This window comes from Klebsiella sp. 54, from assembly GCF_018223875.1.
Lineage (GTDB): Bacteria > Pseudomonadota > Gammaproteobacteria > Enterobacterales > Enterobacteriaceae > Klebsiella > Klebsiella quasipneumoniae.
This window is the reverse complement of the sequence record NZ_JAGRRA010000002.1, coordinates 109,377-123,736: the sequence shown is the minus strand read 5'-3', so window position 1 is coordinate 123,736 and position 14,360 is coordinate 109,377. Positions and strand designations below refer to the sequence as shown.

Genomic DNA, 14,360 nt, shown 5'->3' with positions numbered 1-14,360 from the left:
TGAGGCAAAGGGCTCTTGATGTAAACTTATCATTGCATTTGGTGTTTAACCAGCTTTACTTTTCTGCCTGGCGTTATTTTTTATCCACTGCTGGCGTAAACGGTAACACATTTATGCATAGCTTTACGAAGCAACATATTTACAACATCGTGTTTCAGACGCACCCTGATGCCTATTCGACAGTGTGACAGAGGAATGTAACATGCAATCTGAAGAACAACGCCTTATTGATGGACTGTTTTCCCGGCTGAAAGAGGCTGAGGCGCACAGTGCATCGCGCGATGCCAGCGCCGAGGAGCGGATTGCCCAACACGTGAGCGCGCAGCCGGCTGCCCCCTACTATATGGCGCAAACCATCCTTATCCAGGAAGCCGCGATTAAACAGCTCAACGATCGCATCCAGGCGCTGGAGAGCCAGGTCAGCCAGCTGCAGGCGGCGAAGCCAAGCAGCGGCGGTTTCCTCTCCGGCCTGTTTGGCGGCGGCGGCTCGTCACGCGGTTCTGACCCGATCCCGGGCGCGGAGCAATACGGTCGCCCGCAGGCCAGCTCACAGCCGCAGTATGCCCCACAGCAGCAGCAGAGCTATGCCCCGCAGGCTGCCGCACGCGGCGGCGGCTTTATGGCGGGCGCGCTGCAAACGGCCGCAGGCGTAGCGGGCGGGGTGGTGCTGGGCAATATGCTGACCAGCATGTTCAGCGGCTCGCACCCGCAGGAGATTGTGAATATCATCGAAGAGAAGCCGCAGCCTGATGCTGACGCCCCCGCCGCACAGGAGACCGCCGCGGGTGACGATCCGTTCCGTCAGGGAGACGATCAGTTCCTTGCCGACAACACCTGGAACGACGACTTCGACGCCGGCTTTGGCGATGATGATATTGGCAGCGATGACGACAGTTGGGTTTAACCCTGCTGACGTTTAACCGCCAGCAACCACTTCTCCAGCTCGGCGGCAAACTGTTGCCGATCGCGCTGCGATAAACTATCCGGGCCGCCGGTCTGAACGCCGCTGGCCCGTAATGTCTCCATAAAATCCCGCATCGTCAACCGCTCGCGGATCGTCGCTTCGCTGTAGCGCTCTCCGCGCGGATTGAGCGCCGCCCCGCCCTTCGCCAGCACCTCCGCCGCCAGCGGAATATCGGCGGTGATCACTAAATCCCCCGCCGCGCACTGACGGACAATTTCGTTATCCGCCACGTCAAAACCCTGCTCAACCCGCAGGGTGCGGATGAAACGCGACGGCGGTACGCGCAGCGGCTGGTTCGCCACCAGCGTCAGCGGCGTCTGGGTCCGCTCTGCCGCGCGGAACAATATCTCTTTAATCACGTTCGGACACGCGTCTGCATCCACCCAAATGGCCATGCCAGCTCCTGTTACCTGCAATAAGTGTCGCCAATGTTACCTGCTTTTCTCCCCCATGAAAGCGCCAGGATGATAAGCTAATCAGATCGTAACGAAAAAAGCAGAGGGGAATGGTGATGGATAAGAAAATTGGCTTTATCGGCTGCGGCAATATGGGTAAGGCCATTCTGGGTGGACTGATCGCCAGCGGCCAGGTACAGCCGGGACAAATTTGGGTCTACACCCCGTCGCCGGACAAGGTTGCGGCTCTGCGCGACCAGTACGGCATCAACGCCGCCGATAGCGCCCAGGAAGTGGCGCAAATTGCCGATATCGTCTTCGGCGCGGTGAAGCCGGGGATCATGACCAAAGTGCTGGGCGATATCGCCTCCAGCCTGAATAAAGAGTCGCTGGTGGTCTCCATCGCCGCCGGCGTCACGCTTGACCAGCTGGCGCGCGCGCTCGGCCACGATCGCAAAATTATTCGCGCGATGCCCAATACCCCGTCGCTGGTTAACGCCGGCATGACCTCCGTTACGCCAAACGCGCTGGTGAGCAGCGAAGATGTGGCTGAAGTGTTGACCATTTTCCGCTGCTTTGGCCAGGCGGAGCAAATTGCCGAGCCGATGATCCATCCGGTGGTGGGTGTGAGCGGTTCGGCGCCAGCCTATGTCTTTATGTTTATCGAAGCGATGGCCGATGCCGCCGTTCTCGGCGGGATGCCGCGCGCCCAGGCCTACAAATTCGCCGCGCAGGCGGTGATGGGCTCTGCCAAAATGGTGCTGGAGAGCGGTGAGCATCCGGGAGCGCTGAAAGATATGGTCTGCTCTCCTGGCGGGACCACCATCGAAGCCGTGCGCGTGCTGGAAGAAAAAGGCTTCCGCTCCGCGGTGATCGAAGCCATCAGCCAGTGCATGGAAAAATCAGAGAAGCTGAGCCGCTCCTGAAGCTGAGCTGGCGGGCTGCAAGCCCTGAGAGGTCAAAGAACAAGGGAGCGCGTGCGCTCCCTTTTTTTCAGGCTTTCTTCAGGCAGCTACTCATGAAGGTACTGCGTTCATCGCCCTTCAGTGATTTTGCCGAAGCCGCTTTGTTGCAGTCGCTCATCTTCTGCTGTTGGGGCGTGAGGGGCTTTCCTTGCGAGGTCGTGGTCTCTTTTTGGAGGCACTGACTCATAAAGGTTTTGCGCTCCTCCCCTTTCAGCGTTTTGGCTGACGCTTGCTGATTGCAGTCCGTCATCCTTTGCTGCTGAGGAGTGGGCGTTTTTTCTGCCGCGCCAACCGCGCTGATAAAGATCAAGCCAAACAGTAGGGTCATCAGTAAGGTTATTTTCATCGCACCATCCTTCTGTGAGTGGATCGTTGTAAGTCTGGACGCAGATAGAAAAAAAACCAGCCGGTGACGCGATTTCGCCACCGGCAGCGACTTATTTCAGACTCAGGGCAGCTTTCATAGTTGAGAAGAGGTCGGTCTGATCGGTCAGGCCGACGACGTTAGCCGCATGCGGACCGTAGGCCGCAATGCGCAGCTGGGTGCCGGTGTGCTCCATCGACTCTTCCTCTGAGTTGCCGTAGCTCATGACCATCACTGCGCCATCGCGAGTATTCAGAGCCTGAGTCAGGCCCGGGGCTTTGCTATCCGCCGGGATGATCTGGCTGGCGTGCGCATGGTCGGCGGTGACGATCACCAGGGTATTGCCGTCTTTTTTGGCAAATTCCAGCGCCTTCTGCACCGCCTCGTCGAGATCAACCGTTTCGCCGATCTGGCCGCACGGATTCGCCGCATGATCCTGCTTATCGATGGAGGCACCTTCCACCTGCAGGAAGAAGCCTTTCTCGTGGCGGCTCAGCAGGTCAATCGCTTTCTCCGTCATCTGCGCCAGCGTCGGCACCGAGGCGTCGCGTTTCGGGTTTGGGGTACAGGTTACCGGCGGCTTATCGATATTACCGTGATAAGACGCCTTGGGCCCTTCCCAGCGTACCGGCATATTGCCGTCGGCGAAGAGTCCCAGCAGCGGTTTATCCTGGCTGGCTTCCGTCGCGGCGGCAAGAGAGGCCGCGTCGGTCACAATCTGGTAGCCGCGCGCTTCCGCCTGCTCACGCAGGGTTTTGCCCTGCCACTCGCCCGCCGTCGCCGTTTCGGCAAAAGTCTTCGCGCCGCCGCCCAGGGTGACATCCGGCCGGGCGTTCAGCAGCTGTTCGGTAATGGAGCCTTTGCCCCCTTTCTCCAGCGCATTGCTGGGGCATTTTTCGCTGGTAACCGTAGGGCCGTAGCATTTACGCGATGTCACATGCGCCACCAGCGCCGCGGGGGTAGCGTCCTGCAGCTCGGCGGTGGAAACGTTGCCGGTGGCCAGTCCCGCCGCTTTCGCCAGTTCGAGGATGGTCTGATGCGCGTTCTCATGAATATCGACGCCCAGCGCGCCGTTATAGGTCTTCACGCCGGTGGTCCAGGCGGTGGCGGAGGCCGCCGAGTCGGTGACGTAGTCCGGTTTACCGGTTTTTTTATCCAGCGAATAGTGCGTGTACTGCCCGGTTAACGGCAGGGCGTCAATGCCTTTAAAGAAACCGCCCGCCCCTTCCGCATAATTTCGCGCAGCGGTAATTTCAGAATCGCCCATCCCATCGCCAATCAGCAAAATAATGTTTTTGGCCGGCTTATTGATTATCGAGGCGCGCAGCGCTTCGGTTTGATCGCCCGTTAAACGACGCGCGCCGCCGGGAGTGGTGATATCTCCCTGGGCAGCGCGATTTTCCAGAACCGGCGCGGTCGTGGTTTCCGCATGAATAACCGGCGAGCCCAGCAGAGGCAGCAGGGCAATAAACAGGGCGCTTAATTTCACTTTTGTCATCTCCATGTAAAAAATACTTAAAAAAACAAAACGTGGGAGACTTTATAAAAGGGAGATGACAGAAAAATGACGGCATCCTTGTCGCGTCGCAAAGATTAGCTACGAGGATGCCGCAACAGCTTCTTTAGATATTGCTGCAGCAGGATGGCATCCTGGTCGTTGACCGGCGGACAAGGCGTCACCTGGTCTATCGCCTGCTCAATATCCTGAATCAATGCCTGCTGGGCATCATGCTCCATATGGCGCAATAATGCGGTGACCACGATCTCCAGCGCTTCAACCTGCACCGTCAGTTCCTTTGCTTCTTCTTCTTTTTGCGCCAGTTTAACCAGTAACTCAGCAATGAGATTCTTCATAGCACCAGTTCCTTATGCGAGGCCTGTTTTTCGATTGAGATGTCATACCTGATGACGGACCCCAGAATTACTTAAAATAAGAATCGTCGCAACACCCAATATACAGCGAAACGTTTTACCACAACAAAATACCACTATAAATAGTATTGTTTAATCACAACCGGGTCTGTTTATAACTAAATGACGTCGGAAATAATAAAATGGAATAGCGCTCACGCAATGGCGATAACAAAAAGTAATGGTAAATCGACCGACGTTGAATAACGCTGACGGTATTGCGTTAAATACCGTCAGCAGAGGTTCAGGCATTCGCCCGGCGGGTACGGCGCAGCATCCATGCCAGTTGCCAGAGGTTAATGAAAACGATAATGGCGGTAGCAATAAACACCCAGCGGAAGCCGGCCATCGCTGATACGGAAGCGCCAATTAGCGGCCCGGCGACGTTGCCAAGATACATAAACGACTGGTTATAGCCAAAGATGCGCCCGGTGACGCTGTCGCTGCTGTATTTCAGCAGCAGGGTCTGCACCGCCGGAAGCATCGCGCCATCGGCAAAGCCGAGCAGAAAACGCAGCGTACCTAATTGCAGCGGGGTGGTGACAAAGGACATGGCGAAGAACATCACCACCGCGCAGCAGAGCGTTGCCAGCAGGATCCGCGAGGTGCCGATGCGGTCGCCAAGCTTACCCAGACGTGGCGCAGAGATCAGCGCCGACACCCCGGGCACCGCGGCGATCATCCCGGCCAGAAAAGCGATATTGTTGCTGTCCGGCGCCATCGACTTGATAAACAGCGCCAGAATCGGGCCGATTGAGCCGTTGCACAACTGGATCACCAGAGTGGTGAAAAAGAGGCTGATCACCAGCCCCGGATAGGGCAAGGAGGCAAAGACCTGTTTCCCGGTGAGACGATCGCTTTTGCTGACCTGCGGGCGAACGCCCTCTTTAATCAGAAACAGGGTCACCAGAAAACTGATGGTCAGCAGGATCGCCGTAATAAAAAAGACCATTCGCAGCCCGACGTGGTCCGCCAGGAAGCCGCCCAGCAGCGGGCCGCCGATCACGCCGCTGATTTGCGCCGTCGACAGGGTGCTCAGCGCCCAGCCGCTGCGCTCGCGCGGCACCTGGGAGGCCACCAGCGCCATGGCGTTAGGGATATAACCGGAGGTTAAGCCCATGATCGCCCGCAGAATAAACAGCTGCCAGACGTTGGTGGCGAAGGCCTGCAGCAAAATGGCGATCGCCATTCCCAGCGAGGCGCGCAGCAGCATCAGCTTGCGGCCTTTGCGGTCCGCCAGGCTCCCCCACATCGGCGAGACGATCGCCGAGACCAGGAAGGTGACGCTGAAGGTCAGCCCCGACCACATCGACAGCGCTTCATGCGAGGTGACGCCCAGCTGGGAGACGTAGAGCGGTAAAAAGGGGAGAATTTGACTGATCGCCAGGCCGGTAAAAAAGCAACCAAACCAGACGGAGATAAGATTAACCTTCCAGGATTCCATAACTACGCGTATTCATTAATGATTTGCCAATTATTACCTAGCTTAGCAATTTCATTGCACTGGTGTACTACCATAGATGCGCTGGCGGTGAGTTTGGTGTTTTATGACTGCGCATGAGAGGCTGACGAAGCATTTTCTGGTCATTCAGGCTGCTCACAGGGCTTTATGCTCAAAAGCAGAAGCCCTGCCCGCGCATTCCAAAGTGAAAATGGTTGGCGTGCGCCGCGTTGTACTCCGGCCCCAGCGCGTTGCCGAAGTAAGGGCAGCTGTTGCTTAACAGCGCCGCCAGCCAGGGGTGAGAGCGAGCGCTGCGCCAGCCCTGCAGGACGCTGATGCGTCTGCCGTCCGTCAGGCGGAAGCCGCTAACATCAAGGGCATCCGCCGTCGCGTGTTCACTACGCCGCGCCTGTTCCCGATGGTAGATATTGCGGCAGGCGAAGCTGCCGAGATGATCGATCTGGCGCAGATCGCTGGCCATCAGCTGACGGGTTAGCGGCTTCGCCTGCTGCTCGACGTACAGCGCGCTGCTGAGCGCCAGCGGGCAGCTGGCGAGGAAACTACTGCTCAACTGCACCGAGCCAAAATTAGCCACCCGCACCACATTACGCAGCGGGCAGGCGCCCTCGCTGTCGGCCACCGGCTGGCTGGCGATGAGCCGCCGGCGGTTGGCCTCCGCCAGCAGGGAGGCGCACTGGTCGGCCGTCAGGCTGCGCAGCTTGAACGACGTCAGCCAGCCCGGGGGATCGTCAAGGGCCAGCGGCGCCAGCGGATTCAGGTGTGGCGGCAGATAGCGATATCCCACAAGGCCCGCGCCGAGCAGCCCGGCCAGCACCAGCAGCGTCTTTCCTCTCACGCCCGCTCCCGTCAATTGATCAGGTAAATATTATGGCAGGCAGGCGGCGGTTTCACATGGTATGTTATGCCCTTTGATGTAATCTGGATGGAAGTTGAAATGGCAAAGATGAGGGTTGGGATCGTTTTTGGCGGTAAGTCGGCAGAGCATGAAGTGTCGCTGCAGTCAGCGAAGAATATCGTGGAAGCGATTGATAAATCACGCTTCGATGTGGTTCTGTTGGGGATTGATAAACAGGGGCTATGGCACATCAACGACGCCGGCAACTACCTGCTCAACGCTCAGGATCCTGCCCGCATCGCCCTGCGCCCTTCAACGGTGACCCTGGCGCAGATCCCGGGCCGCGAGGCGCAGCAACTGATTAACGCCGAAAGCGGCCAGCCGCTGGCGGCCATCGATGTAATTTTCCCCATCGTCCACGGCACGCTGGGCGAAGACGGTTCCCTGCAGGGGATGCTGCGCATGGCCAATCTGCCTTTCGTCGGATCCGATGTGCTGGGCTCTGCGGCCTGTATGGACAAAGATGTGACCAAACGCCTGCTGCGCGACGCCGGTCTCGCCGTTGCGCCGTTTATCACCCTAACCCGCGCCAACCGCGCGCAGTTCAGCTTTGCCGATGTCGAAGCGAAGCTGGGCCTGCCGCTGTTCGTTAAGCCGGCCAACCAGGGATCGTCGGTTGGCGTCAGCAAAGTTAAAAACGAAGAGCAGTACCATCAGGCGGTGGCCCTGGCCTTTGAATTTGACCATAAAGTGGTGGTGGAGCAAGGCATTAAAGGGCGGGAAATTGAGTGTGCGGTGCTGGGTAACGACCATCCGCAAGCCAGCACCTGCGGTGAAATTGTCCTCAACAGCGAGTTTTACGCTTACGACACCAAGTATATCGACGACCAGGGCGCGAAGGTGGTGGTCCCGGCCGCCATCGCCCCGGAGATCAACGACAAGATCCGCGCTATCGCGGTGCAGGCTTACCAGACCCTGGGCTGCAGCGGCATGGCCCGCGTCGACGTCTTCCTCACCGCCGACAACGAGGTGGTGATCAACGAGATCAACACCCTGCCGGGCTTCACTAATATCAGTATGTATCCGAAGCTGTGGCAGGCCAGCGGCCTCGATTACACCAGTCTGATCACCCGCCTGATTGAGCTGGCGCTGGAGCGCCATGCCGCGGACCGGGCGCTGAAAACCTCCATGAACTAAAACGCGTTTTACCCCGCCTGGCAGCGGCGGCCTCAGGCCTCTTCTGCCGGGCGGCGGCGGATCACAAAGCCCGCAATCCAGAAGCTTATCACCCAGGTGACCAGACCGACGGCGTAGGATTGCCAGCCCTGCGTCTCAAACCCCAGCAGCCCCACCACGCCATTAAGAATAAAAATTAACCCCAGCGCCACCGCGTAGTAGTGCCAGTCGCGGCGAATTTTATCAGTGAGCTTCATGCGGCCTCCAACAGCAAAAAACGCATCTTCGCATAGCCGCCCGCGGCGGTCTGTAGCGATATGGAGAATGTTGCTGGATTGCGACGCCGGTCTCCCTTTTCCCTTCCTGTGGCGCGGTTAACACAACGGCGAAAACAGGATTATTCCTGGAGGGCAATTACCAGCAATCTGATACTGGCGACGGCGTCGCACTGCCAGAATACCTGCCATAGAGCTGGAGAAAAAACCAGCAGTACAGAGGTGGGAGGGCCTATGGCTGAATTCAGTTTTTCAAAATCGCTTTTGGGAAATAAAAAAAGAGGGGCGCTGACCGGCAGCCATGTCGCCTACGGGCTGTTCGTGCTGATCTGCTGCTGGGCCGGTGCGCAGATGCTCAGCATGCTGATCCACGCCCCGGGGGTGTTTGAGCGCCTGATGCAGGCCCAGGACGCCAGCCGTCCGCAGGTCGACATCAGTCTCGCCGTTGGCACCCTCTTTGGCCTGATCCCTTTCCTGGTCGGCTGCGCGTTCATCGGGCTGCTGGCGATCATTGTACGCTGGCGTCGGCGCCGTTAACGCCGCGCCATACAGCTTGCCCGCCGCTCATCGACCCGTTTCGCAAACCACGCCGTCGTCAGATTACGGGTGATTTTCGGACTCTCAAGCTGGATCCCCGGTAACATCTCCCGCGGCAGGGTTTTGCCCGCTTTTTTATCAGCGAGACGGAAAACCTGTTGATAGAGGTCGGTCTTCTCAAACGCCAGGCTGTCGCCCTTTTTCAGCTGGCTGTGGATCTCGCTGTCGCTCATCCCCAGCTGGCCCGCCAGGCGACGTACCGCCAGCTCGGTGCTGCCCGGCTCATCGCTGTCATAGCGGATAAGGTCGCCGTCGAGCGCCAGTTTCACCCCGCTGGCTTTCACCACCGCGTTCTGGAAGGCGGCGTTACGGCTGGCATACCAGCCGGCGTTAAAGTCGGCAAAACGGTACAACGGCACGCTGTAGCTGGCCGGGTAGTTCAGCAGATGATAGGTACCAAACCACAGGCCGCCGCGCAGGCTGAAGACCTCCTGGCGCACCGTACCGTTCATTTTCCACGGGTAGCCGGAAGTATGCTGCTCAGCAAAGGCGATGCTGACCTGCATTGGGCCGCCGGTGTGCACCGGGTTCAGGGAGCCGAACAGCTTCTGCCCCATCGGCACCATCCCGATAAAGTCATCAAAAATAGCGCTCAGCTGCTTTTCCGTCTTCACGTTGTCCAGACGGTCGCTGTAGCTTTTGCCGTTTGGCGAGGTGATCTTCAGCGCGGTATGGACCAGAAACAGCGGAATGTGCATTTTTTCCGCCCGGCGGTCGATCTCCTGCCAGGCGATTTTATTCAGCCCCGGCACCACCGGATCGGACTGATAATTGGACTCCTGCTGCGCGACCGCCAGCACCGAGCAGACGTTCTCTTCCGTCGGCGCCAGCTTCTGGCTGTCAAAGGCGGTGGCGATGGCTTGCGCCCAGGCCTCCCGATCCTTGACGCTGGCGGGCATTTTCTGCCGCACCACCGACGCCACGTCAACGGGCTTCTCACCCTCTTTCAGCACCGGCGCCTGCTGGCTGGTACAGGCGCTGAGCACCACGGCCGCCAGCAGCGTCAATGAACCGGGTATAATGCGCGATAAACGTGCGGCCATCCTGCTTCCTTGTCTTGATTAACGTAATGTCGGGATTGCTTCCTGCAGCGGCTTGCCGTCCAGTTCGCGCTCAAAGCTGCGCAGACGTTTGTAGATGGACATCAGTTCCACCAGCGTCGTCCACGAGCTGATCAGGTACTGGAACGAACCGCGCACCTGGCCGAAAACGTTGGTAATTTGCGTCATCAGCCCGAGGGTAATCGTACCGGCAACGATCGACGGAAACAGCAGGAAAAGGCCGAAAACGTTATCCACCTGCAGATAGAGAATGCGGGCAATATTGAAGTACATATAGTGAAAATAGAGACGGAAATAGTTGCGACGCACCGCGCTGAACAGCTCGCGCACCGTCGGCGGCGTGGCGCGGGTTTCATCGTCCTCGCCGTAGACCAGCTCTTTACGATAGGCCGCTTCCACGCGCTGGTTTTTAAACTCCAGACCCGGCAGCTTAATCCCCACCACCGCCAGCAGGCCGGTCCCCATCAGCGACCAGACGATCGCGGCAATCACCAGGCCATACGGCAAGTGACCGACGATGGGCAGGTCAGGAACGTGTTCGGAGAGCGTCACCAGCACCGGCAGGAAGGCGATCAGGGTCATCACCGCGTTGATAAAGCTTACGCCCATATCTTCCAGGGTGGAGGCAAAGCGCATGGTATCTTCCTGCACACGCTGCGCGGCGCCTTCGATATGGCGCAGATGCTGCCAGTGGGCCATGTAGTGTTCGTTCATCGCCGTGCGCCAGCGGAAGACGTAGTGGCTGACGAAAAAGTTGTTCATCACGCCGATGATCACCGCGATGAGCGCGATGCCGAGAAAGATGCCGATCTCATGATAAAACTGGTTGATACTGACCTTATGCGGGGTGGCCAGCGCGCTCTGGATCAGATCATAGAACGGCGCATACCAGGCGTTGATCGCCACCCCCACTTCCACCAGAAACCAGGTGACGAAGATGATGAGCGACGTGCCGAGAATCGACCAGTACTGCCAGCGATGCGGGCAGTAGACAAACCAGAACAGCGCAAACACGCCGACGCAAAACAGATAGTAAGCGTAGAACACCAAATAGTTGAGCGACCAGAAGCGCGCCGCGCTGATCGCCACATCCTTCGATGCCCCGGTGACCCGCAGCAGCCAGTCGCCGCCGCCCGCCTGCCAAAAGATCACCGCCAGCAGCGACCAGATAAAGGCAGAAATAAAAAACGGCCCCGGTTTGGGGAAAAAAGATTTAAACATCATTGTCTCCTGCTAACTTCTTATCGTTCTGCTATTGCTGTATACGACGCATACGTCGGCCGCCGCGTGAAAGCGCTCTCGCGGGGCAGACGGATGATAAGACCGGATATCAACAGCTTAGTTCTGCTGCCAGGCGTGCAGAATTGTTTCTGTGGGTTTCACCTGTAAAGGATTGCCAGGAACGGTCAGCGTACGCCACACCTCATTGTAGTGGGCGATCAGCGTCGCGGCCTGCGCGGCGGGGCGGTTGGCGGTGGTGTGGGCATCTTCCGCGATAACAATGCCGTACCCGCGGCTGGCGCCGTTTTTAATGGTGGTGTCGAGGCAGTAGTCGGTGGCGCAACCGCAGATGACGAACTGGTGAATGTCGTGTTCCCGCAGCACCTGCTCCAGCGAGGTGTGGTAGAAGGCGTCGCAGGCGGTTTTGGTGACATACAGCGCGCCGGCCGGCTGTTCCAGCTCAGGGAGCAGGGCGAAGCCTTCGCTGCCGGCTTCGAGGCCGCCGGCCTCATCATGCTGAATAAAAATCACTTTATCCGCCGCGCGCACCAGACGATTAATTTGCGCGACGCAGCGCTCGCGCGCCAGACGCGGCGTGGCGAACACGCCGTTTTGCATATCCACGACCATCACTACCCGTTGAGCCGCCATTGTTTTCTCCCGCAAACCTTCAGCCAAACGGTCATCATACGCGCCGGCGAAAAAAGCCGGTATCCGAAAGCGTAAAAAAGTCTTTTTTACGCACCGTTACCTTTTTCCTGCAGGAATGTCGTGAATCCCGCTTTGTTCTGCGCCACTTCGTAGTATAAATACCCTCTTCTTTTTTATTTATTTAATGGATGATCTCCGTTGAAACGTAGTTTGCTCATTTTTGCTGCGCTGTGCGCGGCGTCGTGGACCTCGGTGCAGGCCGCACAGCCTACCGTTGACCCGGTTTTCGCCTCGGATGTGGTCGATCGTTACGCCAATCATATCTACTACGGCAGCGGCGCCACCGGCATGGCGCTGGTGGTGATCGATGGCAATCAGCGTGTGTTTCGCAGCTTTGGCGAAACCCGCCCGGGGAATAATCAGCACCCGCAGCTCGACTCGGTGATCCGTATCGCCTCCCTCAGCAAACTGATGACCAGCGAGATGCTGGTGAAGCTGCTCGACCAGGGGGTGGTGAAACTCAACGATCCGCTGAGCAAATACGCTCCGCCGGGCGCCCGAGTGCCTGACTGGCAGGGAAAACCAATCACTCTGGTGAATCTCGCGACCCATACCAGCGCCCTGCCGCGCGAACAGCCTGGCGGCGCCGCTCATCGTCCGGTGTTTGTCTGGCCAACCCGCCAGCAGCGCTGGAACTGGCTCTCAACCGCCACCCTGAAGACCGCGCCCGGCTCGCAAGCGGCCTACTCCAATCTGGCCTTCGATTTACTGGCGGACGCGCTCTCCACCGCCGCCGGCAAACCTTATCCGCAGCTGTTTGAAGAGCAGATCACCCGGCCGCTGGGGATGAAGGACACTACTTTTACCCCATCGCCGGATCAGTGCCAGCGGCTGATGATCCCGGAGAAAGGCGCCAGCCCGTGTAACAACACTCTGGCGGCGATCGGCAGCGGCGGCGTCTACTCGACGCCGGGGGATATGATGCGCTGGATGCAGCAGTTCCTGTCATCCGATTTCTATACCCGCAGCCAGCAGGCCGACCGGATGCAGACGCTGATTTATCAGCGTAACCAGCTGACTCGGGTGATCGGTATGGACGTGCCTGGCCGCGCCGACGCGCTAGGGCTTGGCTGGGTGTATATGAAGCCGAAGAATGGCCATCCGGGGATTATTCAGAAAACCGGCGGCGGCGGCGGGTTTATCACCTATATGGCGATGAATCCGCAGGCTAACGTCGGCGCTTTTGTGGTAGTGACCCGCTCGCCGTTAACCCGTTTCAACAATATGAGCGATGGCATCAACGATCTGGTCAGCGAGCTGAGCGGCATGCAGCCCAACATGCAGACGGCCAGTCAGTAAGCCCGGGGGAGGTTTCGCCGATGCGACATAACGATCGTTTTGGCGAAACATCCCGCTGCCATTTCAGTTACACTACCCTCTTTCATTTCACAAAATCAGGCAAACCATGACAGATTTAATCACTCGCCCCCGCCGCCTGCGTCAATCCGCTGCGCTGCGCGCCCTGTTTGAAGAGACAACACTGAGTTTGAACGACCTGGTGTTGCCGATCTTTGTTGAAGAAGAAATTGATGATTACAAAGCGATCGAGGCCATGCCCGGGGTGATGCGCATTCCGGAAAAATATCTGGCGCGCGAGATCGAACGCATCGCCAATGCCGGCATTCGCTCGGTGATGACCTTTGGTATTTCTCATCACACCGATGCCACCGGCAGCGATACCTGGAATGAAAATGGTCTGGTGGCGCGTATGTCGCGGATCTGTAAGTCCACGGTGCCGGAGATGATCGTCATGTCCGATACCTGCTTCTGCGAATACACCTCCCACGGCCACTGTGGCGTGCTGTGCGACCACGGGGTGGATAACGATGCGACCCTGGAAAACCTCGGCAAACAGGCCGTTGTCGCTGCCGCCGCCGGCGCGGATTTCATCGCCCCTTCCGCCGCGATGGATGGTCAGGTGCAGGCGATTCGCCGCTCGCTGGACGCAGCAGGCTTCACCAATACGGCGATCATGTCCTATTCGACCAAGTTCGCCTCTTCCTTCTACGGCCCGTTCCGCGAAGCGGCCGGTACCGCGCTGAAGGGCGATCGTAAAACCTATCAGATGAGCCCGATGAACCGCCGGGAAGCTATTCGCGAGTCGCTGCTCGATGAAGCCCAGGGCGCCGACTGCCTGATGGTGAAACCGGCGGGCGCCTACCTGGATATTCTGCGCGATATCCGCGAACGCAGCGATCTGCCGCTCGGCGCGTACCAGGTCAGCGGGGAGTACGCGATGATCAAATTCGCCGCCCAGGCGGGCGCTATCGATGAAGAGAAAGTGGTTCTGGAAAGCCTCGGCGCTATCAAACGCGCGGGCGCCGATCTGATCTTCAGCTATTTCGCCCTCGACCTGGCCGAGAAAAACATCCTCCGTTAAGCCTCCCTCTCCCCGGTGGCGCTGACGCTTACCGGGGCTACAA

The 14,360-nt window shown here is 58.4% G+C and carries 16 protein-coding genes; 6 read left to right on the top strand and 10 right to left on the bottom strand.

Annotated features, from left to right (window positions below; translation table 11 throughout):
* The first annotated feature begins 202 nt into the window (after positions 1-202).
* Positions 203-904: a DUF2076 domain-containing protein gene (locus tag KHQ24_RS02280; RefSeq protein WP_004204868.1), complete on the top strand. Its 702-nt coding sequence runs from the start codon at positions 203-205 to the stop codon at positions 902-904.
* Here KHQ24_RS02280 and KHQ24_RS02275 read toward each other — a convergent pair.
* Positions 901-1,359 carry a YaiI/YqxD family protein gene (locus KHQ24_RS02275; RefSeq protein WP_004204870.1) on the bottom strand — a complete coding sequence of 153 codons (459 nt, stop codon included), beginning with the start codon at positions 1,357-1,359 and terminating at the stop codon, positions 901-903. The two genes, KHQ24_RS02280 and KHQ24_RS02275, sit on opposite strands and share 4 nt — an antisense overlap.
* A gap of 116 nt (positions 1,360-1,475) precedes the next feature.
* Between KHQ24_RS02275 and proC the strand changes: the two genes are divergently transcribed.
* On the top strand, positions 1,476-2,285 hold the full coding sequence (gene proC, locus KHQ24_RS02270; RefSeq protein WP_004204871.1) for a pyrroline-5-carboxylate reductase: 810 nt from the start codon (positions 1,476-1,478) through the stop codon (positions 2,283-2,285).
* A 67-nt stretch (positions 2,286-2,352) separates the two neighbouring features.
* Here proC and KHQ24_RS02265 read toward each other — a convergent pair whose 3' ends face one another.
* The 5 genes from KHQ24_RS02265 to KHQ24_RS02245 all read right to left on the bottom strand — a co-directional run bounded on the left by KHQ24_RS02265 (position 2,353) and on the right by KHQ24_RS02245 (position 6,896).
* Positions 2,353-2,670 (bottom strand): PsiF family protein, encoded by a 318-nt coding sequence (locus tag KHQ24_RS02265; protein WP_211777110.1) that lies wholly within the window; start codon positions 2,668-2,670, stop codon positions 2,353-2,355.
* Positions 2,671-2,761: 91 nt separating this feature from the next.
* Positions 2,762-4,192 (bottom strand): alkaline phosphatase, encoded by a 1,431-nt coding sequence (gene phoA / locus KHQ24_RS02260; protein WP_162994649.1) that lies wholly within the window; start codon positions 4,190-4,192, stop codon positions 2,762-2,764.
* An 89-nt stretch (positions 4,193-4,281) separates the two neighbouring features.
* Positions 4,282-4,542, bottom strand: coding sequence for an anti-adapter protein IraP (gene iraP, locus KHQ24_RS02255; RefSeq protein ID WP_004204875.1), 261 nt, complete (start codon positions 4,540-4,542; stop codon positions 4,282-4,284).
* Positions 4,543-4,843: 301 nt separating this feature from the next.
* A complete protein-coding gene (locus KHQ24_RS02250; RefSeq protein WP_004204877.1) occupies positions 4,844-6,043 on the bottom strand; it encodes a multidrug efflux MFS transporter in 1,200 nt (399 codons plus the stop codon).
* A 169-nt stretch (positions 6,044-6,212) separates the two neighbouring features.
* The gene (locus KHQ24_RS02245) at positions 6,213-6,896 is read right to left on the bottom strand and encodes an extensin family protein (protein ID WP_048323135.1); all 684 of its coding nucleotides are present in this window, start codon (positions 6,894-6,896) and stop codon (positions 6,213-6,215) included.
* 99 nt (positions 6,897-6,995) lie between these two features.
* Here KHQ24_RS02245 and ddlA point away from each other — a divergent pair, with 99 nt between their 5' ends.
* Entirely contained in the window at positions 6,996-8,093 is a 1,098-nt protein-coding gene (gene ddlA / locus KHQ24_RS02240) for a D-alanine--D-alanine ligase (protein ID WP_004204880.1), read from the top strand.
* Positions 8,094-8,125: 32 nt separating this feature from the next.
* On the opposite strand, the gene KHQ24_RS02235 is transcribed toward ddlA, so the two are convergent.
* On the bottom strand, positions 8,126-8,329 hold the full coding sequence (locus KHQ24_RS02235; protein ID WP_004204881.1) for a DUF2754 family protein: 204 nt from the start codon (positions 8,327-8,329) through the stop codon (positions 8,126-8,128).
* A gap of 252 nt (positions 8,330-8,581) precedes the next feature.
* On the opposite strand from KHQ24_RS02235, the gene KHQ24_RS02230 reads away from it, so the two are divergent.
* Entirely contained in the window at positions 8,582-8,884 is a 303-nt protein-coding gene (locus KHQ24_RS02230) for a YaiY family protein (protein WP_017898944.1), read from the top strand.
* Here the strand turns inward: KHQ24_RS02230 and KHQ24_RS02225 are convergent.
* From KHQ24_RS02225 to KHQ24_RS02215, 3 genes are all read right to left on the bottom strand, one after another.
* Complete coding sequence (locus KHQ24_RS02225; protein WP_017898945.1) at positions 8,881-9,987, bottom strand: DUF1615 domain-containing protein; 1,107 nt, start codon at positions 9,985-9,987, stop codon at positions 8,881-8,883. The two genes, KHQ24_RS02230 and KHQ24_RS02225, sit on opposite strands and share 4 nt — an antisense overlap.
* An 18-nt stretch (positions 9,988-10,005) precedes the next feature.
* Positions 10,006-11,226: a peptide antibiotic transporter SbmA gene (gene sbmA, locus KHQ24_RS02220; RefSeq protein WP_004204884.1), complete on the bottom strand. Its 1,221-nt coding sequence runs from the start codon at positions 11,224-11,226 to the stop codon at positions 10,006-10,008.
* Between the two features lie 117 nt (positions 11,227-11,343).
* Positions 11,344-11,856, bottom strand: a complete 513-nt coding sequence (locus tag KHQ24_RS02215) for an isochorismatase family protein (protein WP_074404029.1) — start codon at positions 11,854-11,856, stop codon at positions 11,344-11,346.
* Positions 11,857-12,075: 219 nt separating this feature from the next.
* Here KHQ24_RS02215 and ampH point away from each other — a divergent pair, with 219 nt between their 5' ends.
* Both ampH and hemB read left to right on the top strand, forming a co-directional pair.
* On the top strand, positions 12,076-13,236 hold the full coding sequence (gene ampH, locus KHQ24_RS02210) for a D-alanyl-D-alanine-carboxypeptidase/endopeptidase AmpH (protein ID WP_049004148.1): 1,161 nt from the start codon (positions 12,076-12,078) through the stop codon (positions 13,234-13,236).
* A 106-nt stretch (positions 13,237-13,342) separates the two neighbouring features.
* Positions 13,343-14,317, top strand: a complete 975-nt coding sequence (hemB, locus tag KHQ24_RS02205; RefSeq protein ID WP_004204887.1) for a porphobilinogen synthase — start codon at positions 13,343-13,345, stop codon at positions 14,315-14,317.
* Positions 14,318-14,360: the final 43 nt, after the last annotated feature.